Origin of the sequence: Microbispora sp. NBRC 16548, assembly GCF_030268985.1 — a bacterium.
GTDB classification, from domain to species: domain Bacteria; phylum Actinomycetota; class Actinomycetes; order Streptosporangiales; family Streptosporangiaceae; genus Microbispora; species Microbispora catharanthi.
In genome coordinates, this window is the sequence record NZ_BSSF01000005.1 from 92063 (window position 1) to 115757 (window position 23695).

The 23695-nt window shown below is 72.5% G+C and carries 22 protein-coding genes; 9 read left to right on the plus strand and 13 right to left on the minus strand.

Annotated features, from left to right (window positions below):
* Window position 1 precedes the first annotated feature (1 nt).
* Window positions 2-616 (plus strand): class I SAM-dependent methyltransferase, encoded by a 615-nt coding sequence (locus QSK36_RS14750; protein WP_285782787.1) that lies wholly within the window; start codon window positions 2-4, stop codon window positions 614-616.
* Here the strand turns inward: QSK36_RS14750 and QSK36_RS14755 are convergent.
* Together QSK36_RS14755 and QSK36_RS14760 are read right to left on the minus strand one after the other, a co-directional pair.
* Entirely contained in the window at window positions 613-1107 is a 495-nt protein-coding gene (locus QSK36_RS14755) for a hemerythrin domain-containing protein (RefSeq protein ID WP_285782788.1), read from the minus strand. The two genes, QSK36_RS14750 and QSK36_RS14755, sit on opposite strands and share 4 nt — an antisense overlap.
* Before the next feature lie 133 nt (window positions 1108-1240).
* Window positions 1241-1726, minus strand: coding sequence for a GNAT family N-acetyltransferase (locus tag QSK36_RS14760; protein ID WP_285782789.1), 486 nt, complete (start codon window positions 1724-1726; stop codon window positions 1241-1243).
* 128 nt (window positions 1727-1854) lie between these two features.
* Between QSK36_RS14760 and QSK36_RS14765 the strand changes: the two genes are divergently transcribed.
* Window positions 1855-2619 (plus strand): neutral zinc metallopeptidase, encoded by a 765-nt coding sequence (locus QSK36_RS14765; protein WP_285782790.1) that lies wholly within the window; start codon window positions 1855-1857, stop codon window positions 2617-2619.
* A 23-nt stretch (window positions 2620-2642) separates the two neighbouring features.
* Here QSK36_RS14765 and QSK36_RS14770 read toward each other — a convergent pair whose 3' ends face one another.
* Window positions 2643-4229 carry a multicopper oxidase family protein gene (locus QSK36_RS14770; protein ID WP_285782791.1) on the minus strand — a complete coding sequence of 529 codons (1587 nt, stop codon included), beginning with the start codon at window positions 4227-4229 and terminating at the stop codon, window positions 2643-2645.
* 10 nt (window positions 4230-4239) lie between these two features.
* A complete protein-coding gene (locus QSK36_RS14775; protein WP_183539359.1) occupies window positions 4240-4647 on the minus strand; it encodes a hypothetical protein in 408 nt (135 codons plus the stop codon).
* 107 nt (window positions 4648-4754) lie between these two features.
* Between QSK36_RS14775 and QSK36_RS14780 the strand changes: the two genes are divergently transcribed.
* Both QSK36_RS14780 and QSK36_RS14785 read left to right on the plus strand, forming a co-directional pair.
* Entirely contained in the window at window positions 4755-5660 is a 906-nt protein-coding gene (locus tag QSK36_RS14780; protein WP_285782792.1) for a LysR family transcriptional regulator, read from the plus strand.
* Between the two features lie 61 nt (window positions 5661-5721).
* The gene (locus tag QSK36_RS14785) at window positions 5722-6162 is read left to right on the plus strand and encodes a YybH family protein (RefSeq protein WP_183539357.1); all 441 of its coding nucleotides are present in this window, start codon (window positions 5722-5724) and stop codon (window positions 6160-6162) included.
* Between the two features lie 158 nt (window positions 6163-6320).
* Here the strand turns inward: QSK36_RS14785 and QSK36_RS14790 are convergent, their stop codons facing one another.
* The 5 genes from QSK36_RS14790 to QSK36_RS14810 all read right to left on the minus strand — a co-directional run bounded on the left by QSK36_RS14790 (window position 6321) and on the right by QSK36_RS14810 (window position 13443).
* Window positions 6321-6683, minus strand: a complete 363-nt coding sequence (locus QSK36_RS14790) for an ester cyclase (RefSeq protein ID WP_183539355.1) — start codon at window positions 6681-6683, stop codon at window positions 6321-6323.
* Window positions 6680-7918 (minus strand): MFS transporter, encoded by a 1239-nt coding sequence (locus QSK36_RS14795; protein WP_285782793.1) that lies wholly within the window; start codon window positions 7916-7918, stop codon window positions 6680-6682. The genes QSK36_RS14790 and QSK36_RS14795 overlap by 4 nt, the downstream gene beginning before the upstream one ends.
* Before the next feature lie 78 nt (window positions 7919-7996).
* Window positions 7997-9331 carry a hypothetical protein gene (locus QSK36_RS14800; RefSeq protein WP_352240285.1) on the minus strand — a complete coding sequence of 445 codons (1335 nt, stop codon included), beginning with the start codon at window positions 9329-9331 and terminating at the stop codon, window positions 7997-7999.
* 133 nt (window positions 9332-9464) lie between these two features.
* Window positions 9465-12473: a bifunctional [glutamine synthetase] adenylyltransferase/[glutamine synthetase]-adenylyl-L-tyrosine phosphorylase gene (locus tag QSK36_RS14805; RefSeq protein WP_285782795.1), complete on the minus strand. Its 3009-nt coding sequence runs from the start codon at window positions 12471-12473 to the stop codon at window positions 9465-9467.
* A 268-nt stretch (window positions 12474-12741) separates the two neighbouring features.
* Window positions 12742-13443: a type 1 glutamine amidotransferase gene (locus tag QSK36_RS14810; RefSeq protein ID WP_183539347.1), complete on the minus strand. Its 702-nt coding sequence runs from the start codon at window positions 13441-13443 to the stop codon at window positions 12742-12744.
* A gap of 69 nt (window positions 13444-13512) precedes the next feature.
* Between QSK36_RS14810 and QSK36_RS14815 the strand changes: the two genes are divergently transcribed.
* Window positions 13513-14370, plus strand: coding sequence for an alpha/beta hydrolase (locus tag QSK36_RS14815; protein ID WP_285782796.1), 858 nt, complete (start codon window positions 13513-13515; stop codon window positions 14368-14370).
* A 4-nt stretch (window positions 14371-14374) separates the two neighbouring features.
* Here the strand turns inward: QSK36_RS14815 and QSK36_RS14820 are convergent, their stop codons facing one another.
* The gene (locus tag QSK36_RS14820) at window positions 14375-14923 is read right to left on the minus strand and encodes a CGNR zinc finger domain-containing protein (RefSeq protein WP_285782797.1); all 549 of its coding nucleotides are present in this window, start codon (window positions 14921-14923) and stop codon (window positions 14375-14377) included.
* A gap of 80 nt (window positions 14924-15003) precedes the next feature.
* Between QSK36_RS14820 and QSK36_RS14825 the strand changes: the two genes are divergently transcribed.
* Both QSK36_RS14825 and QSK36_RS14830 read left to right on the plus strand, forming a co-directional pair.
* Window positions 15004-15492 (plus strand): DinB family protein, encoded by a 489-nt coding sequence (locus QSK36_RS14825; protein WP_285782798.1) that lies wholly within the window; start codon window positions 15004-15006, stop codon window positions 15490-15492.
* On the plus strand, window positions 15489-16679 hold the full coding sequence (locus QSK36_RS14830; protein WP_285782799.1) for a MalY/PatB family protein: 1191 nt from the start codon (window positions 15489-15491) through the stop codon (window positions 16677-16679). The genes QSK36_RS14825 and QSK36_RS14830 overlap by 4 nt, the downstream gene beginning before the upstream one ends.
* 120 nt (window positions 16680-16799) lie before the next feature.
* Here QSK36_RS14830 and QSK36_RS14835 read toward each other — a convergent pair whose 3' ends face one another.
* Both QSK36_RS14835 and glnA2 read right to left on the minus strand, forming a co-directional pair.
* Window positions 16800-17570, minus strand: coding sequence for a hypothetical protein (locus tag QSK36_RS14835; RefSeq protein WP_285782800.1), 771 nt, complete (start codon window positions 17568-17570; stop codon window positions 16800-16802).
* Between the two features lie 160 nt (window positions 17571-17730).
* Complete coding sequence (gene glnA2, locus QSK36_RS14840; RefSeq protein WP_139578245.1) at window positions 17731-19092, minus strand: gamma-glutamylpolyamine synthetase GlnA2; 1362 nt, start codon at window positions 19090-19092, stop codon at window positions 17731-17733.
* A 246-nt stretch (window positions 19093-19338) separates the two neighbouring features.
* Between glnA2 and QSK36_RS14845 the strand changes: the two genes are divergently transcribed.
* A complete protein-coding gene (locus QSK36_RS14845; RefSeq protein ID WP_285782801.1) occupies window positions 19339-21426 on the plus strand; it encodes a sensor histidine kinase in 2088 nt (695 codons plus the stop codon).
* On the opposite strand, the gene QSK36_RS14850 is transcribed toward QSK36_RS14845, so the two are convergent.
* Window positions 21427-22389 (minus strand): DUF5937 family protein, encoded by a 963-nt coding sequence (locus QSK36_RS14850; RefSeq protein WP_285782802.1) that lies wholly within the window; start codon window positions 22387-22389, stop codon window positions 21427-21429.
* Window positions 22390-22462: 73 nt separating this feature from the next.
* Between QSK36_RS14850 and QSK36_RS14855 the strand changes: the two genes are divergently transcribed.
* A complete protein-coding gene (locus QSK36_RS14855) occupies window positions 22463-23668 on the plus strand; it encodes an MDR family MFS transporter (RefSeq protein WP_285782803.1) in 1206 nt (401 codons plus the stop codon).
* Window positions 23669-23695 lie beyond the last annotated feature (27 nt).

The window sequence follows — 23695 nt, forward strand, 5'->3', positions numbered from 1 at the left end:
GATGCGCCAGGCCGACTCGGATCCGTACTGGAACACCAACGTCGCCCGGCACCCGGGCATCCTCCGCGCCGTCCCCGAAGGGTGCGGCGACGCGCTGGACGTCGGCTGCGGGGACGGACTGCTCGCGCGGAAGCTGACCGGCCGGGCCAAGCGCGTCACCGGCGTCGACAGATCGCCCGAGATGATCGCGCGTGCCCGCGAGCTGTCTCCCGGCCGGCCGGAGCTCACCTTCGTCGAGGGCGACTTCCTCACCGCCGTCCTGCCCGTCGAGGAGTACGACTTCGTCTGCTCGGTGTCCACGATCCACCACATGGACTTCGACGCGGCCCTCACCCGGATGCGCGAACTGCTACGCCCCGGCGGCACGCTGGTGGTGGTCGGCCTGGCCCGCGAGGCGTCCCCCGCGGAATGGGCGGCGATGATCGCGACCGCTCCCGTCGTACGGGTGACGAAGGTGCTGCGCCGCGCGCGGGGGCCCGAGGGGATGCCGGTGGCCGAACCGCGGATGAGCTACGGGCAGGTGCGGGCCGCGGCACGCCGCCTGCTGCCCGGCGTGCGCTACCGCCGGCACGTGCTCCGCCGCTACTCCCTGACCTGGACGAAGCCCGGCCGCTAGCGCTCCTCGTCCGTACGCAGGAACTCGGGACGGGAGCGGTGCCAGCCCGGCGCGTCCAGCGCGTTGAGTGCCGAGACGATCCGCTTCTCCTCGTAGACGAAGTGCGTCTCCATCAGCGCGGCCAGGCTGTCCAGCTCACGGTGCACGTCGGCGGGGTCCGTCGCCCGGTCCAGGCGGCCGGCAAGAGCCTGGAGCCGGCGGAGCGAGTCCTCCACCAGGCGGTGGTCGCGGCGCAGTTCCTCCAGCACCGGACGCAGTTCGGGGAACCGCCGGGCGAGCTCGGGAAACGCGCCGTCGTCCTCACCGGTGTGGTGGCGGTTCAGCGCGGAGCAGAAGGCCAGGCAGTGAGCCCGCAGCTCGCGGGGGCGCGCACCGCCGGCCAGATAGGCGTCGATGTCCTCGCGCAGCGCCGCGAGCTCCTCGCGGAGCCAGATGTGTACGTCGATCAGTTGGTTGCCGAACGCCACCAGGCGTCCATGCGATGTCGCCAAGGTCATCCCTTGTACCGGCGCCTCCATGCCCTCGACGGTCTCTTTGCCGGGTGCACCGCGACGCTGCCCAAGGATCTATCACCAGGCCGGCCGATGGGTCAACGGCGCAGGGCCCGGCGGTAGCGGACCTCGGTCAGCGGGAAGCAGTCCGACTCGTCCCGCTGTACGGCGCCGTCGGGGCGCCAGCCGCCACGCTCGTAGAACCGCCGCGCGCGAGCGTTCCCGTCGACGACCCAGAGGGTGGCCTGCTCATACCCGGCGGTGGCGAGCTGTCCAGCGCGGCCGCCATGAGACGCCCGCCGACCCCGGCACCCCATACCTCGGGCATCAGGTAGATCGCCGAGATCTCCGCCACCGAGGCCGGATCGACGTCGTCGTCCCGGTCGGGGCCGAGCGCGGCGAACCCGGCGACGGAGCCGTCCGCCTCCGCCACGAGGACCTCCGTACGCGGCGGGGAGGACTCCCCCAGCAGCCGCTCCCAGACGGGCAGGCGCATGGCCGGGGTGAGCCCGTCGAGATAAGCCTGGGGCATGAGCCCCGGGTAGGCGGCCTGCCACGACCGGACGTGGACGGCGGCGATCGCCTCCGCGTCCGCCGGTTCGGCGCGTCTGATGACCAATGCACGCTCCATATCCGCTTTCGCTGCCCGCACCCCGATATACACCCCACTGCCACGCGTGAACCAAAGGGATCAGTATTCACAAAAAGGCTTCCGGTGGACTTTTGAATGGCCTAACCTCGTCGTCCGTGAAACTCGCCAAGATCGCGCTCGCCGGTTCGGTGGCACTGGGACTCGTCCCGGCCGTCTCCGGCACGGCCGCCGCCCATCCGATCAAGAACAGGACCCTCACGGACAACCGCCTGTACGGCGCGGGACCCTTGCCGGCCACCGACTGCCGGGAAAGACCGGTGAAGAAGGCGGACGCGAGGTCCGCCAAGGTCTATCTGAACGAGATACTGAATTGCCTCAACCGCTCCTGGACCGCTGAATTGAAGCAGGCGGGTCTGAAGCAGTCCCGGGTCAAGCTCACGTACGCCACTAAGCCGCCGGCGAAGTTCTGCGGCTCGAAGTGGGGCGATTGGGACGCCTACTACTGCGACGCGTCGCGCACCATCCTGATCGTGCTCCGGAAGGACCTCTTGGAGGAGCCGGGGGATCTCTACCTGTTCAACCTGCTGGCGTCCAAGTACGGGGAGCACGTGCAGAACGTCACCGGCATCTACCGGGCCTGGTTCAACACCGACTACCGGAGCAAGGCCGAACTCCACGAGCAGACACGGCGATACAGCCTGCAGAGCTACTGCTTCGCCGGAGCCTCCCTGCGAAGCTTCTGGAAGTCCTTCCGGCGTGACCGCGAGGACTGGGACGACCTGCTCTACTATCTGCGCGGCTGGGCGGGCAAGTACGACGGGAACAGGAAGTCGATCACCTACTGGGCCAACGAGGGATTCAAGTCCGGCGACCCCGGGACCTGCAACCCGTGGACCGCCCCGTCCTCGAAGGTGGCCTGAATCGGCTGATGGGGCTGGGCGGCCTAGACGATCTCGAGGTTGGCCATCATGCCCATGTCCTCGTGTTCGGCGTTGTGGCAGTGGAAGAGGTAGCGGCCGCGATAGCCGTCGAACCGAGTGATGATCTCCACCGCTTCGCCCGGCCGTAGCGAGACGGTGTCCTTGAGTCCCGCGTCGTGAGGGAGCGGCGGCCTGCCGCTGCGCGAGAGCACCCGGAAGCCGACCAGGTGCAGGTGGACGTCGGCGACGAGCCGCCAGACCTCGACGTCGCCCAGCCGGGTGGTGACGTCGGTGCGGGCGGGGTCGAACGGCAGGCCGCCGATGAGCCAGCCGTGGCCCGCGTCCATCTGTCCGGCGCGGAAGGCGAAATCGCGCACCCTGACGGCGTCCGAGCGCCGCCAGGCCGGCAGGTCGGCGGACAGGGCGCGAGGGATGCGGCTGTCGTCGGCGGCCCTGCGCGCGACCCGGAAGGCCATCACGTCGCGGGTACGGCCTGAGCCGAGCCGGTTGACCACCCTGACGAGGCCGCCGATCGGGACGCCGGAGAAGTCGACGACCACGTCGTAGCGTTCCGCGGGTGCGATCGGGAGCAGCGTGTGGACGACCGGGGCGGCGAGGAGTCCCTGGTCGGCGCCGATCTGGACGAGATCGAGGCGGCGCCCGTCGTCGGTGACCGCTTCGAGTTCGTAGTGGCGGGCGTTGGACGCGTTGAGGATGCGCAGCCGATAGCGGGCCGCGTCGACCTCGTGCACGGGCCACGGCGCGCCGTTGACCAGGATGACGTCGCCGAGGACCCCGGCCAGGTAAGGCTCGCGGACGCCGGGCCGTACGCGCAGGGTGGGATCGAGGGCGGGATAGGCGAGGCCGCCGTCGGCGGCGAACGCCCGGTCGGCGATCATGAGGGGCAGCTCGCGCGGCCCGGCGGGCAGGCCGAGGGCGTCCTCGGCGTCGTCGCGCACGATGTGCAGCCCGGCCAGGCCCCGCCAGATCGCGGGGGCGGTGAAGTCCATCCGGTGGTCGTGGTACCACAGCAGCGCCGGCCGCTGGTCCAGCGGGAAGGTGTAGTCCCGCGTCAGCTCGGACACCACGGCCCTCGGGTCGTGCATGCCGTGCTCGGAACCGTGCCCCATGTGCTCGGAACCGTGCTCCATGTGCGTGGAGTGCTCCTGCCGTGCCGCCGGCAGGAGCAGGTCGGTCGGATACCCGTCGGAGGCCGCCGGAGTCCGGCCGCCGTGCAGGTGCACGACCGTCGGGACGGGCAGCTCGTTGCGGTGTGACACGGTGACCGGCCTGCCGCGGCGCGACTCGATCGTCGGCCCCGGAAAGCTCCCGTCGTAGGTCCACATCGGCGTCGTGACACCGGGAAGGATCTCCACGCTCGCCTCGCGCTGGATGATCTCGTAACGGTCGGCCCCGCCCGAGGTGCCGACCGGCTTCAGCACGGCGGGAACCGGCAGCGGCACCTGGAACGGGAGCGGGAGCGGTAGATCGCTGCGCAACTGGGCACCGGTGATCGACGGCCGGCGGGCCAGCGCGGCCGCGCTCGTCAGCCCGGTGGCCGCCATCAGCCCGAGCGCCCCGCCGATGCCCAGGGCACGCCGCCTGGTCACGCCACGGCTGTTACGCATTGTCCGCCCCCTGACGCAGCAGAGGCCGCCGCCATACGTCGATGAACTGCACCACGACCGCGACGACGGTCATCACTCCCAACGGGAGGTGCAACCACAGCGCCCCGTCCAACCCGGCGAAGTACTGCACCGTCTCGGCCGCCACCACGGCCGCCGTGGCAAGAAACGGCCAGGCCTGACGCAGCCGAATCCAGACCGCGATCGCGACGATCGCCTGCAGGCACCCGATGGAGGTGACGGCGTCGGCGCCGGCCGCATGCAGGCTCAAACCGACGTAGTCACCGGTCAGATACACCCCGGCGAACACCGGCTGCCCGGCGATCGCCACCGCGTGGGCGCTGACGACGGCGCGCAGCAGCCATCCCGTGGTTGTCGTCCGGGACGCGGCCACGGTGAGCATGTGCATCCCTCCTCACTCCGTCCTCGTTCCGTGAACGGCCCGACGCTATGGCTGCAGAGTTATCTTGTCTAAGATCAATATCGCTATGCAGTTATAGCAACGGAGTCATGATGGACCTGAACTCGCTCAGGCAGTTCCTGGTGGTGGCACGGCTGGAGCACCTCAGCCGGGCGGCCGACGAGCTTCACATCGCCCAGCCGTCGCTGAGCCGCACCATCGCCCGGTTGGAGAGCGAACTGGGCACACCGCTGTTCGACCGGAGCGGCCGGCTCCGGCTCAACGACGCGGGCAAGCTCTTCCGCGATCACGTCGAACGCGCCCTGGGCGAGCTCGAGGCCGGACGGCGCGCCGTCGCCGAGGCCACCAGCGAGGGCATGGGCACCGTGAGACTGGCGTCGGAAACCTTCCTCACCCTCACCGGCCCGCTGGCGGCCTACAAGCGGGCCCATCCCTCCATCGAGATCGAGCTCCACTGGTCCCTGGCCGAGGACATGGCCCGACGCCTGCGCGCCCAGGACGTCGACCTGTGTGTCGCCTCGCAGCCGATCCACGCCGAAGGCCTGGAGTCGATGCGGCTGTTCGATGAGGCCGTGGGTGTGGGCATACCACTCGATCATCCGCTCGCGGGCCGCACGTCCGTGAGCATCGACGAGCTCGCCGGGCAGCCCTTCGTCACCGCCCGCAAGGGGCACTGGCTCCGCCGGCTACTCGACCGGCTCTTCGCGACGCGAGGCCTCACTCCGAGGATCGTCTGCGAGAGCGACGAGCACAGCGCCATCGCGGATCTGATCAGCGCGGGACTCGGCATCGGCCTGGTCCCCGGCTTCGCGCGCCGCGGCGACCCGCGTGCCCCCGTCGCCTGGATCGCCGTCGACAGCCCCGACTGCCGTCGCACGGTCACCCTCTACTGGGGCGCCGACAGCCACCTGTCGACCGCCGCCCGGCTGATGCGCACCACGATCGCCGACTGGAACTGGACCACAGGCGAAGAACAAGGACATTCGCAGGCCTGACATTTCCGGGTGCTGTCCGGTCGAACCAGCGAGGAACACCGAAATGAAGGGATGGGTAGCGATGCCTACGCAACGCGAAGAAGACGAAGCCAGGATCAGGCGGCAGATCGGCAGGATCGTCGAAGGGATCCGGGCCAAGGATCTCGAGGGCCTGAGGCGGCTCTACGCCACGGACGTCGTGTCGTTCGACGTCGAGCCGCCGCTGCAGCATGTGGGGATCGACGCGAAATTGAAGAACTGGGAGAGGGCGTTCGCGTTCTTCCAGGACGTGGATTACGAGGTCCGCGACCTGACCCTCACCGTGGGCGACACGGTGGCGTTCGGTCACTGCTTCGGCCGGCTCAGCGGCACGCTGAGGAACGGGACCGCGACGAGCGGTATGTGGGTCCGGGGCACTTTCTGCTTGCGGAAGACCGACGGCGACTGGCTGATCGCGCACGACCAGGCCTCTGTGCCGCTCGACATGTCGAGCGGCAAGGGAGTGACCGACCTGGAGCCCTGACGGGTCGCGTAAGTCCGGGACGCCGCGAGCGGCGCCGCCCGCCGAGCCACTGACCTGGGTTCCCAGGCCGGCGGCGCGGCGGTGCCGCTGCGGTCGCGGCCCTCGATCGGCTACCCGCAGGGCAACGGGATGCGGATACGCCGCCGATCACCCGCCGATCACCCGCCGATGTCGCGGTAGGTCCACATCTCGGCGAGCAGGCCGTCCTGTACGCGGATGAGCCAGACCAGAGGGGTGCCGTCCGCGTCCTGGCCGCGGCCGGCGTTCCCGACGACCGCCACCAGATCGCCATCCCCGAGGACGGCGTCGATCCGGAACCGGAGGTCCGGCTGCGCGCCGCGGATCCGTTCGACCGCCTCTCGCACGCCCTGCGGCCCGGCCACCTCGGGATGCGCGTGATCGCCCCAGTCCGGGCTCAGGATCTCCTCGGCCGCCGAGGTGTCGCCGGTGTTCCACATCTCGAAATAGCGCGTCGCGAGCCGCCGGGGAGACCGCGGCTGGTCGTCGTCCATCATGTTCATCTCACATCCACGGTGCGTACGGGTGACAGGAACAGCAGGAGCGGCCACAGCAGGGTCGCGCCGCCCAGGATGATCAGGGCGGGGCGCAGGCCGATCCAGGCGCCCAGGGCGCCGGCCAGGAGCGGCCCGAGCGGCAGCAGGCCCGCCTGCACGAACTGGGTGGAGCCGTTCATCCGGCCGAGCATGCCGGGCGGGCACAGCAGCTGGCGCGCGGTCTGGGCCGCGGTCGCCTGGACCATCCCGGCGGCCGTCAGGAAGGTGAAGACCAGCCCGACGGTCCACTGGCCGGCCAGGCCGGGCGGCACGAGCGGGGTGACCAGCTCGAAGGGGGCCGACAGCAGGGCCCCCAGGACGATCACGCGGCCCATGCCGAACCGGGCCGTCACCCGCCCCGCCACCATGCTCCCGGCGACCCCGCCGATGAGGCTCAGGCCGTAGACGAGCCCGGCCGCCCGGGCACTCCAGCCCAGCTCCCGCACGACGTACAGCAGCCACATGGAGCTGATCCCGCGCAGCAGCACGGCGCTGACCGCCCCGGAGAGGGCGAGCACGCGCAGCACCGGCTGGGCGAGCACGAACCGCAGCCCCTCGGCGATCTCGCCGAGGAAGCGCCCGCGATGCGGAGTGCGCTCGGGCTTCGGCTCCCGCAGGCGCATCGACGCCAGGGCCGCGGCGCTCACGGCGTACGAGAGGGCGTCCGCGGCGACCGCGCGGGCGGCGCCGACGAGGCCCACCAGGAAGCCTCCGACGCTCGGCCCGGCCATTTCGGCCAGGCCGCGCGCGGTGTTCATCTTGGCGTTGGCGTCGGAGAGCCGGTTCCCGCCGAGCAGCACCGGCGTCAGGCTGCCGGCCGCGGTGCCGAAAACCACGCCGAGCACGCCGACGACCAGGGTGACCGCGTAGAGCTGGGCCATCGTGACCCGGCCCGCCACGGCGGCGATCGGCACCGACGCCATGGCCAGCGCGGATCCGGCATCGCAGGCGATCATCAGATGCCGCCTGCGGTGACGGTCGGCCAGCACGCCGGCCGGGAGCGAGACGACCAGCGCCGGCAGCGTGCTCATGGCCCCCAGCACCGCCACTTCGAACGTGGTGGCCCGCAGCCCGGCGACCGCGACCATCGGCAGGGCGATCCAGCTGATCTGCGAGCCGAACATGCTCACCGTGTGGCCGCTCCACAGCAGCATGAAGTCCCGGTGCCGCCACAGCGACCCGGCCGGCCCTCGCCCACGCACCCGGCCGACCGTACGCACGGGGATCGGCCGCCGCAACCGGATATCGCGGCCTCACACCGCGGCATGCGGTGCCGCCGGTCAGGAGGGGGTGGAGCCGGAGGTCCGGGCGCGCAGGCCGCTCACGCGGCGCAGGATGTCCCACCAGAACGGCGCGCCGAACAACAGGGCGATCAGCGTGATGAGGAACCCCGGCCAGTGGCCCGGCGACGTGAGGCGCTGCCACCAGTCCCCGCCGTGCCAGGCCCACGCCGGGCCGTCGGCCGCGTCCATCGTGACGCTCACCGGGGCGTGCGTGAAGATCTTCACGAACGCCGGAGTGCTCAGCACGTCGGTGACGCACGCGTACGGGTCCTGGCCCGGCTCGCACTGCTCACGCAGCGGTTCCAGCGCCTGCGGGCCCGACTGGCCGAAGGCGGTCACCGCGCTGCGGTAGGCGTTGTCGCGCAGCAGGGTCTTGCCGTACTCCAGGGAGTCCATGCTGAACACCAGCGTCACGACGAGGCCGAGCGCCACGAGGACCCAGCGGACGTAGCGGCGGTAGAGCAGGCTGAGCCGCTCCATCTCGCCGTCGAACCAGTCCTCGACGCCGCGGCGGAACGCCTCCAGGTCGTGGCTCGCCCTGTCCCACACGGCCTTGAGCGGCCGGGAGAAGGGGCTCTTCAGCGCGTCGAGGTCCCGCATGAGAGCCTCCACGCCGCCGTGCTCGGTGGCGATCTCCATCACGGCGACGGCGAAGCGCGCGGGCGGGATGTCGGCGATGCTCGTCCTTCCGCGCTTGGCGTGGTCGATCTCCTGCAGCCGTTCGTGGAGCAGTTCGGCCATCGACTTGCCCTGGTCCGGCGGCAGCACGCCGCCCGCCGCGCCGGCCGCCGCCGGGTCCACCGCGAGGACGGCGACCTCCTCGGGATCGGCCTGTCCGGCGGGGTGCGCGGGGTCCGCCGACGCGCCCGCCGGGGCGTCGGCCGAAGCCGTCGCCTGACCGGCCGTCGTCTGCTCGGCGGCCATCTGCTCGGCGGCCACGGAGTCGGCCGCGGCGGCGAGCGGCGGGCTCTCCACGGGCGGCGGCTGCTGACTGAACGCGGGCCGCGGGTCCCGGCCGAACGGCAGCCGCGCGAACACTCCCAGCACGCTGGCGGGCAGGCGTGAGCGGCCCTCCTCCGGCGACGCCGCCTGCGTCAGCGGCGTGCGCGCCTTGCGGCCGAACCTCTTGAGCGCGTCCAGGATCCGGTCGAGCCGGGAGGTCCCGTCCGCCGTCTCCGCGCCGTCGAGGGTGTCGCGCAGGTACGCCCACAGGAACTTGCTGCGGATTCCGAGCAGCCTGACGATGCCCTCGTTGATGCCGCTGACGAGAAGCGACAGCAGCAGGAAGGCCAGGATCAGCCCGATGGCCAGGTCTGCGTAATACGAGATCAAAGAGATCACCCGCACCCGTTGATACACGTTACGGGCTGCGATGGCAACGCTCCGATCCGCATACATATACGTCATACGGAACAAGCCGCGCGCCAAGGCGGCAACCACCCTTGATCGGGCCCGTTGGTCGGACTCAGTCCTCGTAGAAGACGCGCTCCACCACGGTCCTGGCCCGCCGGGTGGCGCGCCGGTAGTCCTCCACGAAGTCCTCGGTGCCCTCGGGCGGATAACCGAGCGCCCGCGCGAGCAGCACACGCTCCTTGACGGGAGTGGGGATGCTGTCGGCCGCCCGGCCGCGCACCAGCATGAGGGCGTCGCGGATGCGCGAGGCGAACAGCCACGCCTGCGCGAGCACCTCCTCGTCGGCCGGGTCGAGCAGGCCCTCCCCCGCCGCCGCGCGCAGCGCGTCCAGGGTGCGCGTCGTGCGCAGCGCGGGTACGGCTCCCGCGTGCCGCAACTGGATGAGCTGGGCCACCCACTCCACGTCGCTCAGCCCACCCCTGCCGAGCTTGGTGTGCAGGGCCGGGTCGGCCCCGCGCGGCAGCCGCTCGGCCTCCATGCGCGCCTTGAGCTTGCGGATCTCGCGTACGGCGTCGGCGGAGATGCCCTCGGCCGGGTAGCGCAGCGGCTCGACGAGCGCGACGAACTCTCGGCCGAGTTCGGCGTCGCCCGCGCAGAACCGGGCCCGCAGCAGCGCCTGGGCCTCCCAATGCGAGGCCCAGCGGTCGTAGTAGGCGCGATAGGAGGCGATCGTCCGCACGAGCGGCCCCTGCCGCCCCTCGGGCCGCAGGCCCGCGTCGATCTGCAGCGGCGGGTCGGGGGCGGGCAGCGCGAGCAGCCTCCGCGTCTCCTCGGCCACCGCGTGGGCGGCGACGGCCGCGTCCCGCTCGGCCGCCCCGGCCAACGGCGCGTGCACGAACATGACGTCGGCGTCGCTGGCGTAGGAGCTCTCCAGGCCGCCCAGGCGGCCCATGGCGATCACGGCCATCCGCGTCGGGAACGGGGCCCGCCGCTCCAGCGTGACCTTGTTGATCGCCGTGTCCAGCGCCGCCTGGATCGTGACGTCGTTCAGCGAAGAAAGGGCCTGGCCGACCTCCTCGATGTCGATCAGTTCCGACAGGTCGGCGCAGGCCGTACGGAGCAGTTCCCTGCGGCGCAGCGCCCGGACGGCGGCGACGGCGGTCTCGGCGTCCTCCGCGTGGCGGCCCACCGCGGCGGCGGCCTCGGCGGCGAGCGTCGCGGCTGGCCGTACGGCCAGCTCGGCGGGCGAGCCCAGCATCGCGACGGCCTCGGGGGCGTGCAGCAGCAGCCCGGTGACGTACTTGCTGGTGCCGAGCAGGTGGGCGAGGCGGTCGGCCGCGGCGGTCTCGTCGCGCAGCAGGCGCAGATACCACGGCGTGGTGCCGAGCTTGTCGCTCACCTGGCGGAAGCCGAGCAGGCCGGCGTCGGGGTCGGGGGCGTCGGCGAACCAGCCGAGCATGACCGGCAGCAGCGTCCGCTGGATGGCCGCCCGGCGGGAGACCCCGCTGGTGAGCGCGGCGATGTGACGCAGCGCGCCCTCGGGGTCGGCGTAGCCGAGCGCCTCCAGCCGCGCGGTGGCGGCGGCCGTGGACAGGCGGGCCTCGGTCTCCGGCAGCCGGGCGACGGCCTGCAGCAGCGGGCGGTAGAACAGCTTCTCGTGGAGCCGCCGCACCTCCAGCGCGTGCCGCTTCCAGGTGGTGGTGAACTCCCCCACGGGGTCGGTCGTCATGCCCAGCCCCCGGCCGAGCCGCCGCAGGTCGGCGGTGTCCGAGGGCACCACGTGGGTGCGGCGCAGCCGGTGGAGCTGGAGCATGTGCTCGACCTGGCGCAGGAAGGTGTAGGCCTCGGCGAGCGCCTTGGCGTCGTCGCGCCCGACGTAGCCGCCCCTCGAGAGGGCGGCGAGGGCCGACAGCGTGGCCCTGCGGCGCAGCAGCGGGTCGGAGCGGCCGTGCACGAGCTGGAGGAGCTGAACGGCGAACTCGATGTCCCGCAGCCCTCCCGGCCCGAGCTTGATCTGCCGGTCGGCCTCGCCCGCGGGCACGTGCGCCTCCACCCGGCGGCGCATGGCCTGCACGTCCTCCACGAAGTTGGGCCGGGCGGCGGCCTGCCAGACCAGCTCGTTGACCGCGGCGACGTACTCCTGGCCGAGCTCCAGGTCGCCCGCGACCGGGCGCGCCTTGAGCAGCGCCTGGAACTCCCAGGTCTTGGCCCACCTGCGGTAGTAGGCCAGGTGGCTTTCCACGCTGCGCACGAGCGGGCCCATCTTGCCCTCCGGGCGCAGGTTGGCGTCCACCTCCCACAGCGCACCCTCGGGGGTGCTCGCCGAGCAGGCCCGCATCATCCCCTGCGCGAGGCGCGTGGCGGCCTGCAGCGCCTTGGTCTCGTCCACGCCTTCCTTGGGCTCGGCCACGAAGACGACGTCGACGTCGGAGATGTAGTTCAGCTCGCGGGCCCCGCACTTGCCCATGCCGATGACGGCCAGCCGCACGTCGCCCGCGTCGGCCACCTCGGCCCTGGCGATGGCGAGGGCGGCCTCCAGCGCTGCCGAGGCGAGGTCGGCCAGCGCGGCGGCGGCCTCGGCGAGGGTGCACTCGCCGGTCACGTCCCGCATGGCCAGGTGCAGCAGGCGGTTACGGTAGGCGACGCGCAGCGCCGCCATCGCCGGCCCGGACGTGCCCGGCCCGGCGGTGCCCCCTTCGGCCACGGGCTCGGCCACGGGCTCGGCCGCGTCCGGGTCCGCCCCGACCGCGAGCAGCATCTCCTCACGCAGGTCGCCGAGCGTGGGCCACCGCGTCCACTGGATCGACGGCAGGCACTCCGGGTGCCGTACGACGTGCTCGCCGAGCGCCGCGCTGAGCCCGAACACGCCGAGCACCCTGCGGCGCAGGTCCGGGTCGGCGCGGAACGCCCCGAGCACGCTCGGGTCCCGCTCCACCAGACGGCTCAGCGTGGTGAGCGCCAGATCCGGGTCGGCGGCCCTGACGATGTCGTCGAGCAGCGCGAAGTCGCCGACCGCCTCGGGGCCGAGCTCGTCGAGCAGCCGTTCGGCCCGCGCACCGTCGGCGAATCCGAGCGCCGCCAGGCGCCCTGCCGTCGTCTGTATCCGAGGCGCGGCGTTCACCGTTCCTTCCTCCACCCCGACGTCGATCACGTCGGCCCCCCGAGACGAACCTTCCCAGTAACCGTACACATGGGTCGGAAGCCTCCTCGCAGAGATCGGCCCCTGCCGCGGAACCGACCTTGGATGTCGCCGCCCGGCACCTGCCGGGCTCAGCGCACACGCTAACCCTCCGGGTTGTGCACGTCCTTAGCGGTTTCTCTGCGTAATCGGCCCATCACGGGTTTTCTCCGCGCGCCCCTCCGCCCATCTCGGCCCATGTCAGCTCATGTCAGCTCCGGGTGAGCTGGGCCGCGAACGCCTCGGCCAGCGGCCTCCAGGTGCGCTCAAGCTCGTCTCCGGCCGCCTCGACCCGCGTGTTCAGCTCCTCGGCCCGCTCGGACGGCAGTTCCCCGCCGCCGGTCCAGGAGGCGAAGATCGAGGGCGTGGCCTCGGGATGGAACTGCACGGCCCAGGCCCGGTCGCCGAGCCGGTACGCCTGGTTGGCGTACCGCGCGCCGGTGGCCAGCCGTACGGCGCCGTCGGGCAGGGTGGTCATGGCGTCGTAGTGGTACTGGATCGCCCGGACCGGGCCCGACGGCAGCGCCGACAGCAGCGGGTCGGCGGCGGCCTCGGGCAGCGGCTCGATCTCCCCCAGGCCGATCTCCAGGCCCGCGTCGCCGCGCTCGACGGTCCCGCCGCAGGCCATGGTCATGAGCTGGGCGCCGAGGCAGATGCCGAGCGTCGGCACACCCTCGTCCACGGCGCGGGCGATCAGGTCCCTGGTGGCCGGCAGCCAGCCGTACCCCTCGTCGTCCCAGGCCGCCGCGGAGCCGCCGAGGACCAGCAGCCCGCCGGCGGCGCGTCCGGGCACCGGCTCCCCCTTGTACGGCCGGACGACCTCGGCCTCGACTCCGGCGGCCTCCAGCCACCCTGCGAAGAAGCCCAGGCCCGCGTCGGCCTCGTGCTCGATGACGATCAGACGTTCACCCATATGGGAGAGCTTAAAGACACATATCGGGACAGGCGATACCTGAGAGGGTCGTACCGTACAGTCCGAACCATGAACATCGATGAGGTCGCCGTCCCCGGCGGACGGCTGCGGATCGCCAGGTTCGGCGGCGGTCCCCGCCTGATCATCGCGGCGCACGGCATCACCGCCTCCCTCATGTCGTGGCGGGCGGTCGCCGAGGCGCTGCCGCCCGGCTGGTCGCTGGTCGCCGTGGACCTGCGCGGGCGCGGCCACAGCGCCGATCTGCCCGGCCCCTACGGCCTGGACCGGCACGCCGAGGACCTGGAACGGGTCGCCGAGCACGTGGGCGCGGACGGCACAAGCGTGCTCACCGGGCACTCGATGGGCGCCTACGTCGCGGCGCTCCACGGTGCGCACCGGCGCTACGCCCGGGTGGTGCTCGTGGACGGCGGCCTGCCGCTGCCGCTGCCGCCCGGCGCCGACCCCGACGAGGTGCTGGAGGCGACGCTCGGACCGGCCATCGTCAGGCTCTCCCAGACCTATCAGAACGTGGACGCCTACCTCGACTTCTTCCGCGCCCATCCCGCGCTCGCCGATGACTGGTCCCCGCTCATCGAGGAGTACGTCCGCTACGACGCCACCGGGCCGGACGGCGCCGTCCGCTCACGCGCCCGCGAGGACGCCGTGAGGCAGGACGGCCGCTGGCTGCTCACCGAGCACGAGGCGGTCGGGACGGCGCTGAAGGCCGTCGAACCGGCGCCGCTCCTGCTCCGCGCGCCGCGAGGGCTGCTGAACCAGGACGTCGGGATGCTCCCGGACGACCTCACCGCGCGGTGGGCGGCGGAACTGCCCGGCCTGCGCGACCAGGTCGTGCCGGACTGCAACCACTACACGATCCTGTTCGACCCCCGCTGCGCCGCGGTCGTGGCCGCCCGCCTCACCGGGTGAGCGCTCATCCCTTCTTACGGGAACGGTAGCTGGCGGCCTTGACCCGGTTGCCGCACTCCTCCATGCCGCACCAGTGCCGGGTGCCGCCCCGTGAGCGGTCGACGAACAGGCGGGTGCACTCGGTGCGGGCGCACTCCCGCACCCGCACCGAGGACACCCCCGCGTGCATTCGCGCCAGCAGCGTGGCGGCCGACCGGGCGACCTCCGCGCCGATCTCCGCCGCGCCTCCGTCCCGCGCCAGACCGCCGGGGCCGAGCGTCAGCCGCGGCGGCGCGGCGGAGGCCGCCCGGTTGAGCACGCCGAGATCCTCGCCGGGCCAGGGACGGCCGTCCAGCGCGGCGGCGACGAGCCGGTAGACCGCCTCGCGCAGGCCGAGCAGCGTGCGCAGGTCCTCGCCGTCGAGCGGCGGCTCCCCGGTGAGCACGCCCGCCTCCACCGACCATCGGGCCAGGTCGCCGGGCGTGCGCAACAGCTCCTCCGCACGGGTACGGCGCCACTTGAGCGTGCCGGCGAAGTCCAGTGCCAGATTCCCGCCGACGAAGACGAAATCCACGTCACCACCTTGGCAGGTGACATCGGGTGCCGCAAGCACTATCGTCACCCCCTGAACCAGTGACGCCATCGGAGGTCGCGGTGATCGACGAAGACGACTACCTCTACTTCGCCCGCCGAGCCCTCGACGGGATGACCGGCATCGTCGCCGAGCTGGGCGACGACCTCGCCAATGTCCGGCCGCCCTTCCCCGGCGCGAACTCTCCCCACGCCCTGCTCACCCACTGCCTCGGCGTGGTCTCGTACTGGGCGGGCGCACTGGTGGCGGGCCGGGAGGTGGCCCGGGACCGCGACGCGGAGTTCGCCGCCGCCGGGTCCGTCGGGCCCCTGCTCGAACGGGCCGCCGCCGTACGCGACCGGCTGGCGGTGGACGTGCGGGCCGCGCGGCCGGCCGAGCCGCTGCGGGGCACGCCGCCCGCCGCGTTCCTCGGGCCCGCTCGCGAGCTGACCCAGGGGGCCGCGCTCCTGCACGTGTACGAGGAGCTGGCCCAGCACCACGGCCAGATGGAGATCCTGCGCGACTGGATCGTCGCCTCCGCGGCCGGCTCCGGAACGAAAGGACGATCATGACCCGTGACCCCTTCGCCCACGTCGACGTCGACCGGCTGCGGTCCGGGTACGGCGTCAAGTGGGGCTCCCTTGCGCCCGGCGTCCTCGGCGCGTGGGTCGCCGACATGGACTTCGGCGTGCCGCCGGCCGTACGGGAGTGCGTGATCCGGCTGGCCCAGCGGGAGGACTTCGGCTACCCGTTCTGGCGGGGCGAGGATCCGGTGGCCGAGGCGTTCGCGGAGCGGATGGCCGCGCGGCACGGCTGGACGCCGCAGCCGGGGCGCGTCCGCGTCCTGACCGACCTGATCCAGATCCTCCAGGTGATGGTCGAGCACGCCACCCGGCCCGGCGACGGGGTGGCGATCCACGTGCCGTCCTATCCGCCGTTCCTGGCGAGCATCGCGCGGGCGGGGCGCCGGATCGTGCCGCTGCCCATGACGCGAACCGGGAACGGCTGGGGCTTCGCGGCCGAGGGGGTGGCCGACCGGCTGCGGGCGGCGGGCTGCCGGATGCTCGTGCTCGTCAACCCGCACAACCCGACCGGACGGGTCTTCACGCGGCAGGAGCTGGAAGCGCTCGCCGAAGCGGCCGAGGAGCTGGACCTGGTCGTCGTCTCGGACGAGATCCACGCCGACCTCGTCTACGCGCCGCACCGCCACGTCCCGTTCGCCTCGCTCGGGCCCGCGACGGCGGCACGGACGATCACCGCGACCTCCGCCACGAAGACGTTCAACATCGCCGGGCTGCGCTGCGCCGTCGCCCACGTCGGGCACGACGGCGTGTGGGAGGCGCTGTCGCGCATGCCGTACGACTACTTCGGCACGCCGGCCGTCGTGGGCCGGGCGGCCACGGTCGCGGCGTGGCGGGAGTCCGCGGACTGGCACGCCGACCTGATGCGGACGCTGGAGCGCAACCGGCGGACGGTCGAGCGGTGGGCCGCGGACCTGCCGTGGGACCTCGGCTACCACTCGCCGCAGGCCACCTACCTGGGCTGGTTCGACTTCACCGGCACGCCGCTCGGGGGCGTCGACCCAGCCGAGCGCCTGGAACGCGAGGCGGGGGTCAAGCTGGCCGAGGGCGCCGAGTTCGGGCAGGAGACGCCGGTGGACACCGCCGGGTTCGCGCGGCTCAACTTCGCCACGAGCCCCACGGTCCTGGACGAGATCCTCGGCCGCATCACGGCGGCCGTGTCCTGCGGCTCGTCCTGAGCGAGGCTCCGCCGGCCGGTGGTCGCGATCCCCGGGACCATCCGGCCGGCGCCGCGTCGACTTCCGGGGCGTGTACCCCGGTGTCACATGCGGCAGGGCGGGATCATCGGCAGGACCGGGTCACTGGCGGGGCAGGATCCAGGTCGCCTTGGCGGCGGCGACGAGCGCGCCGTCCACCTCGTAGACCGCGCTCGTGCCGAACAGCTTGCGGCCGTCGCGGCCTTCCGCCCGGGCCACGACCGAGTATCGGCCCATCGGGTAGACCCGGCGGAACACCTGCCCGGTCAGCCGCCCGAGCAGCGGAGGCTGGATCGGCTGCCGGTCCGGGAAGCTGCGGTAGTGCGCCCAACCGGTGGCGCAGTCCAGCGCCGCCCAGACGATCGAGTCGGGGACCACGCCCTGCTCGTCGGTCACGTTGAACGGCACCCGCCAGCCGGCGGCCACGAGCTCGCCGCCCTCCGCGGGGTCCTCCACCGGGTCCTTCACCGGGCCGGGGAAGATGCGCAGCCCGTCGCCCGGCTCGCGCAGCCCGCAGGCGAAGCAGCCCGCGATCGCGTGGCCGTGCCTGCCGGGGAAGCCCGCCTCCGCGCGGGCCGCGTCGGTGAACCGCACGAACGGCGGCGGCGTCAGCGTCTCGGCGACGGGGATCGCCTCGACGAGGTGGTCGTCGCCCTGGCTGAGGACGACGGCGTTGCCGACGTGCTCGACCGACAGCGCGGTCTCCAGCGGGACCGGTCTGCGAAGGGTGACCTCCACCGGCGAGTCGTGACCGCCCCCGGTCAGCGTGCCGGCGAGAGTGCCCGCGATCCAGCCGCCGTTGGCGGTGCCCTCGGGTCCCCGGAAACGCTTCGGTACGGTCAGAACGGTCTGCAGCCCCGCAGCCGCCGTCATATGGCCCACGCCCTCCCTGAGTCACGTCTTGATACGGCTCACCCGTAAAAGTCGTAACAAGTGAACCGATTTTACTGTTCCGGCGTAGGGACCAGCCAAACAGACGGGAGTGTCAGAAAGATTTGCAGGCTGTAACACCGCGGTGACGGAGTGATCTCCGTCAGAGCACGGGCAGGTAGCGGCCGAGTTCGTACTCGGTCACCTGTCGGCGGTAATCCTGCCACTCCGCGCGCTTGTTGCGCAGGAAGTAGTCGAAGACGTGCTCGCCCAGCGTCTCGGCGACCAACTCGCTGTGCTCCATCGCCGCGATCGCCTCGTCCAGCGACTGGGGCAGCGGCTGGATGCCGAGCGCCCGCCGCTCCGCGCTGGTCAGCGCCCACACGTCGTCCTCGGCGCCCGGCGGCATCTCGTACCCCTCCTCGATGCCCTTCAGCCCGGCGGCCAGGATGACGGCGAAGGCGAGGTAGGGGTTGCAGGAGGAGTCGACCGACCGGAACTCGATGCGGGTCGAGCCGCCCTTGTGCGGCTTGTACATGGGCACGCGCACGAGCGCGGAGCGGTTGTTGTGCCCCCAGCAGATGTACGCGGGGGCCTCGCCGCCGGCCCCGGCGATCGCCTCGGCGCCGCCCCACAGCCGCTTGTAGGAGTTGACCCACTGGTTGCACACGGCGGTGATCTCCGCCGCGTGCCGGAGCAGGCCGCCGATGAACGACCGGCCGATCTTGGAGAGCTGGTAGTCGGCGCCGGGCTCGTAGAAGGCGTTGCGGTCGCCCTCGAACAGCGACATGTGCGTGTGCATGCCGGACCCGGGGTAGTCCGTGAACGGCTTGGGCATGAACGAGGCCCACACGCCCTGCTCCAGCGCCACCTCCTTCATGACCAGCCGGAACGTCATGATGTTGTCGGCCGTGGTCAACGCGTCGGCGTAGCGGAGGTCGATCTCCTGCTGGCCCGGCGCGCCCTCGTGGTGGCTGAACTCCACCGAGATGCCCATCGACTCCAGCATCATGATCGCGTTGCGGCGGAAGTCGTGGCCCGCGCTGTGCGGGGTGTGGTCGAAGTAGCCGCCCTCGTCGATGGGCTGGGGCCTGTCGCCCTTCTCCGGCCGGTTGCGCAGCAGGAAGAACTCCACCTCGGGGTGGGTGTAGAACGTGAAGCCCATGTCGGCCGCCTTGGCCAGCGTCCGCTTGAGCACGAAGCGCGGGTCGGCGTGCGACGGCGAGCCGTCCGGCATCAGGATGTCGCAGAACATGCGGGCGGCGCCCGGCGACTCGCTGCGCCACGGCAGTATCTGGAACGTCGACGGGTCGGGCTTGGCCAGCATGTCCGACTCGTAGACCCGCGAGAAGCCCTCGATCGCCGAGCCGTCGAAGCCGATGCCCTCGGCGAAGGCGCCTTCCAGCTCGGCCGGCGCGATCGCCACCGACTTCAGGAAACCGAGCACGTCGGTGAACCACAGCCGGATGAACCGGATGTCTCGCTCTTCGAGCGTGCGGAGGACGAATTCCTGCTGGCGGTCCAAGGCGTACCTCACGGAGTTACAGGTCTGGTCGCCTACCAGTCTGCCTCCTGAGTGTTTCACAGGGGTTACGAGGGAGTGTGAGCCGGCTGTCCTGGGGATCACCGCGGACCTGGGACGGCTACGGCGCCCGGAGGGACGGGTGGATCAGGTGACGTAGATCACAGCGAACAAATCCCATGGCGGGGTCGTCGTTGCTGTTGATCCGGCGTTGATCGGGTGTCGACCCGCGCGCTCTACCTTCCCGGCATGCCGGTGCACAACCCGAAGGAGCCCACGTCCGTGGCACGACCGCTGCTCGACTCCGCGGAACCCCGGCTCCTGCGGCTGCGGGCGCTCGACTGGCCGGGCCGGGTGCGGGCGCTCGGGCCCGCCGTCGCGATGGCGATCGCGGGCGTGGCGATCTGCCTGGAGCTCGCCGACATCTGGGTGACCGCCCAGTTGCCCGACGCCCCCTACACGCCGCTGCCGTTCGCGCCCGAGGACGTGGCGGGCACCACGTTCCCGATCTTCGGCGCGCTGCTGGTGATCTCGCGGCCCCGGCTGCTGCTCGGCTGGCTGCTGTGCCTGGGCGGCCTGGGCTCGGCCGCCAACATCCTCGCCGCCAACACGGCGACCCTGCTCGTCCACAGCGGCGGCCATCCGCTGGTCCACCCGCTCTGGGTGTTCGCCGACGGCGTGTGGAACCTCACGACGTACGCGCTCGGCGTGCTGCTGCCGCTGCTCTACCCCACCGGGCGCATCCTGTCCAAGCGGTGGTGCGTGCCCGGGGGCATGACCGCCACGGCCCTCGCCCTCGACTGGCTGTGCTCGCTGATCGCCCCGTCGAGCGTGCGCACCGGCTACAACGCGCTGGAGGTGGCGGCCTTCGCGCCGTACTACCAGGGCACCCGGCAGGTGATGCACACGGTCGTCGCGGTGGGCATGGCGCTGGCGTTCTCCTCGCTCGTCGTCCGCTTCAACCGGGCCGACGGGATCGAGCGCCGCCAGATCCTGTGGCCCCTGGTGGCCATGGCCGGGGTGGTGATCCCCTGGGTGATCGGCTATCCGGTCTGGTGGACCGCCTCGCTCACGCTCCCGCTGGTGCCGGCCGCGATCGCGGTCGCCGTGCTGCGCTACCGGCTGTACGGCATCGACACGCTGATCAGCAGGGCCCTCGTCGGCGCGGGCCTGGTCGGCGTCGTGGCCGCCGTCTACGTGCTCGTCGGGGCGGGCTCCAGCCTGATCCTGTCCGGCGTCGACCGGTTCGCCGGCTTGGCCGCTGCCCTGTTCGCCGGGGCGTTCTTCCATCCGATCCGGGGCGGCCTGCAGCGCCTCGTCGACCGCGCGCTGTACGGCAGGGGCGGCGACCCGTTCGCGCTCGCCGCCGGGCTGCGTCGGCGGCTGCAGCACGCCGACCCCGCGCACGCCCTGCTGGCCGCACTGGAGGTGCTGCGCGAGGGCCTGTCGGTCACGGGCATGGCGGTGGAGGTCGACGGGGCCGTCACGACGAGCGGGCGGCCCGGTCCCGTGGCGCGGGAGGTGCCCCTGGTCTGGCACGGCGAGCCGGTCGGCCGCCTGCTCATCGGCCCGCCGGGCGGGCGCCGCTTCCCCGCCGCCCACGACGAGCGCGTGATCGCGGTGCTGGCGCCGTACGTCGCCGACGCCGCGCACACGGTGTCGCTGACCACCGCGCTGCAGCGCTCCCGCGAGCGCATCCTGACGGCCCGGGAGGAGGAGCGGCGGCGGCTGCGCCGCGACCTGCACGACGGGCTCGGGCAGACGCTGGCGTCGATGGCGATGACGATCAACATGGCGCGCCACAGCCTGGAACGGTCCCCGGAGACGGCCGACACCCTGCTGCGGGACCTGCGTGAGGGCATGAACAGCGTCACCGCCGACGTCCGCCAGCTCGTGTACGGCCTGCGTCCGCCCGCGCTCGACGACCTGGGGCTGGCGGGAGCCGTACGGGCCCTGGCGGAGGAGGCGCGCCCCGGCCTGGCCGCCGGTGGGGAGTCGGTCGCGGAGGTCGAGGTGACCGGGGACATGACCGGGCTGCCCGCCGCCGTGGAGGTGGCGGCCTACCGGATCGTGCAGGAGGCGCTGACCAACGTGCGCAAGCACGCGCGGGCCCGGCGGGTGCGGGTGGTCCTGCACAGGAACGGCGAGCTGCGGGTCGTCGTGATCGACGACGGCGTGGGACTGCCGCCGGGCCGCAGGTCGGGCGTGGGCATGAGCTCGATGGCCGAGCGGGCGGCCGAGCTGGGCGGCACCTGCGCCGTCACCTCCGGACCCGGCCGCGGCACCACGGTCACGGCCCGGCTGCCCGCCGTGCCCGCCCCGCCCGACCTGGGCTGATCAGCAGACGGCGGCGAGCGACTCTCCGACGGGGGTCCGCCGGTAGAGCACCTCGCGGCCGAGCCGCCGCCGCGCCACCAGGCCCGCGTCGGACAGCACGGCGAGGTGCTGGCTGACCGCGCCCGGCGTGAGGCCGAGCCGCCGGGCGAGCCCGGTGGTCGAGCCGGGCTCGGCGAGCGCGGTGAGCACCTGCGCCCGGGTGCGGCCGATGAGCGCGGCCAGCGCCTCGGGCGTGCAGGGCGTGCCGTCCGACCACAGCGTCCCGACGCCCCGCGCCGGGTAGCACAGCATCGGCAGGTACGGCTCGTACATCACCCAGACGTCCGGCCAGGAGAAGGCGCTCGGCACGAGGACGAGGCCGTCCCCGCCGAGGTCGCCGTCATAGTCGCAGCTCTTGGCCGTGACGAGCCGGTCGCCGTGCCAGGCGACGCCCGGATGCAGGTCGGCGAAAAGCTCGCGCACTCCCCCGGCCGCCAGCGTGCGGGCCCGCCACATGACGTCGGCCTCCAGCAGCGCGCGGATCCCGGGCCAGAACTCCTCGAACGCGACCGTCCAGTACTCCCGCAGCTGGTCGGCCACCCGCCGCACGCCCTCCGCCGGGTCGTCGGCGAACCGCCGCAGCGCCGCGGGATCGGGCGTCTGCACCCACACCATCTCCTCGTACGCCGTGGTGGGCGGCGTGGCGCGCACCCGCTCCAGCTCGGCGGCGAAGTCCGGCAGCGGGGTGTCGGGCGGCGGGGTGAGGAAGTCGGGTATGTAGCCGCTCGCCGGGACCAGCGCGAACAGATCCCTGAGATCCACCTCACGCAGACGCGGCTGCACGGCCCGCAGCCACGGCAGGTGCAGCGAGTGACGGTCGGGGGCGCGCAGCACCCGGAGGCTGGCGACCAGCTCCCACATCGGGGAGAACGCGAAGCGCAGCCGCGCCACGTCGTCCGGCGTGAACCGCCACTCCACCGCCACGGCCGTCCCCCCATGTTTCAGCCAGGGCTAAAAGATTGGCACGGGACGTCCCCATTGTCCAAGGGTGGACGCCGTGACCACTGTGATCAGCAGGACCGGCTTCATCCAGTCGAAGGTCGGCGGCCTGCCCCGTCCGTTCTGGGTGCTGTTCGGCGGATCGTTCGTCAACCGGCTCGGCACGATGGTGGAGCCGTTCATCGGCATCTACCTCACGCAGGCGCGCGGCGTCTCCCTCGCCACCACCGGGCTGGTCATGACGATGTTCGGCGTGGGATCGCTGCTGTCGCAGCCGGTCGCCGGATGGCTGGCCGACCGCCTCGGGCGCCGGGTCACGCTCACGGGCGGCATGGTCGCCACGGCCGTCACCATGATCGCGCTCGGCTACACGACCAGCGTGCCGGGGCTCGTCGTGGGCATGCTCGTGCTGGGCATCGTGGTGGACGCCTACCGGCCGGCGTCGCAGGCGATCGTCGCCGACCTGGTGCCGCCGGAGGACCGGCCCCGGGCGTTCGGGCTGCTGTTCTGGGCCATCAACCTCGGCTTCTCGGTCGCCATGGTGGCCGGCGGCTGGCTCGCCCGTTCGGGCTTCACGGTGCTGTTCTGGGTGGACGCCGTCACCTGCCTGATCTTCGGCCTCCTCGTGTGGCGGGCCATCCCGGAGACCCGCCCGGCCCGCGAGGACGCGCAGCCCGGCCGGTTCGCCGACGTCCTGCGCGACCGCCTCATGCTGGCCTTCGTGCTGGGCAACCTGGCGTACGCGCTGGTCTACCTGCAGGCGTACAGCACGCTGCCGCTCGCCATGACCGGGCAGGGACTGCCCACGAGCGCGTACGGCATGGCGATGGCGGTCAACGGCCTGCTGATCGTGGTCGTCCAGCCGCTCACGAACTCGTGGCTGGCCAGGTTCGACCCGTCCAGGGTGCTCGCGGCCGGGTTCGCGCTCGTCGGGCTCGGGTTCGCGCTGACCTCGCTGGTGTCGACGGCGGCCGGGCACGCGGCGACCGTGGCCGTCTGGACGCTCGGCGAGGTGCTCACGGCCGGGATCCCCGGGGCGATCGTCGCGGCGCTCGCGCCGCCCCACCTGCGCGGTCGCTACTCGGGCCTGTACGGCCTGGCCTGGTCGGCCGGCTCCCTGCTCGCCCCCCTGGTGGGCACCCGGCTGCTGGCCGCCGCCCCCGGGCTGGTGTGGCCCCTGTTCGGCGGTCTCGGCCTGCTCGCGGCGGCGGGCCAGCTCCTCATCGGCCGCGCCGTCCGCCGCCGCGCGGCCCAGACGGTCTAGGTCCGCAGGGACTCACGCGCTGGCCGT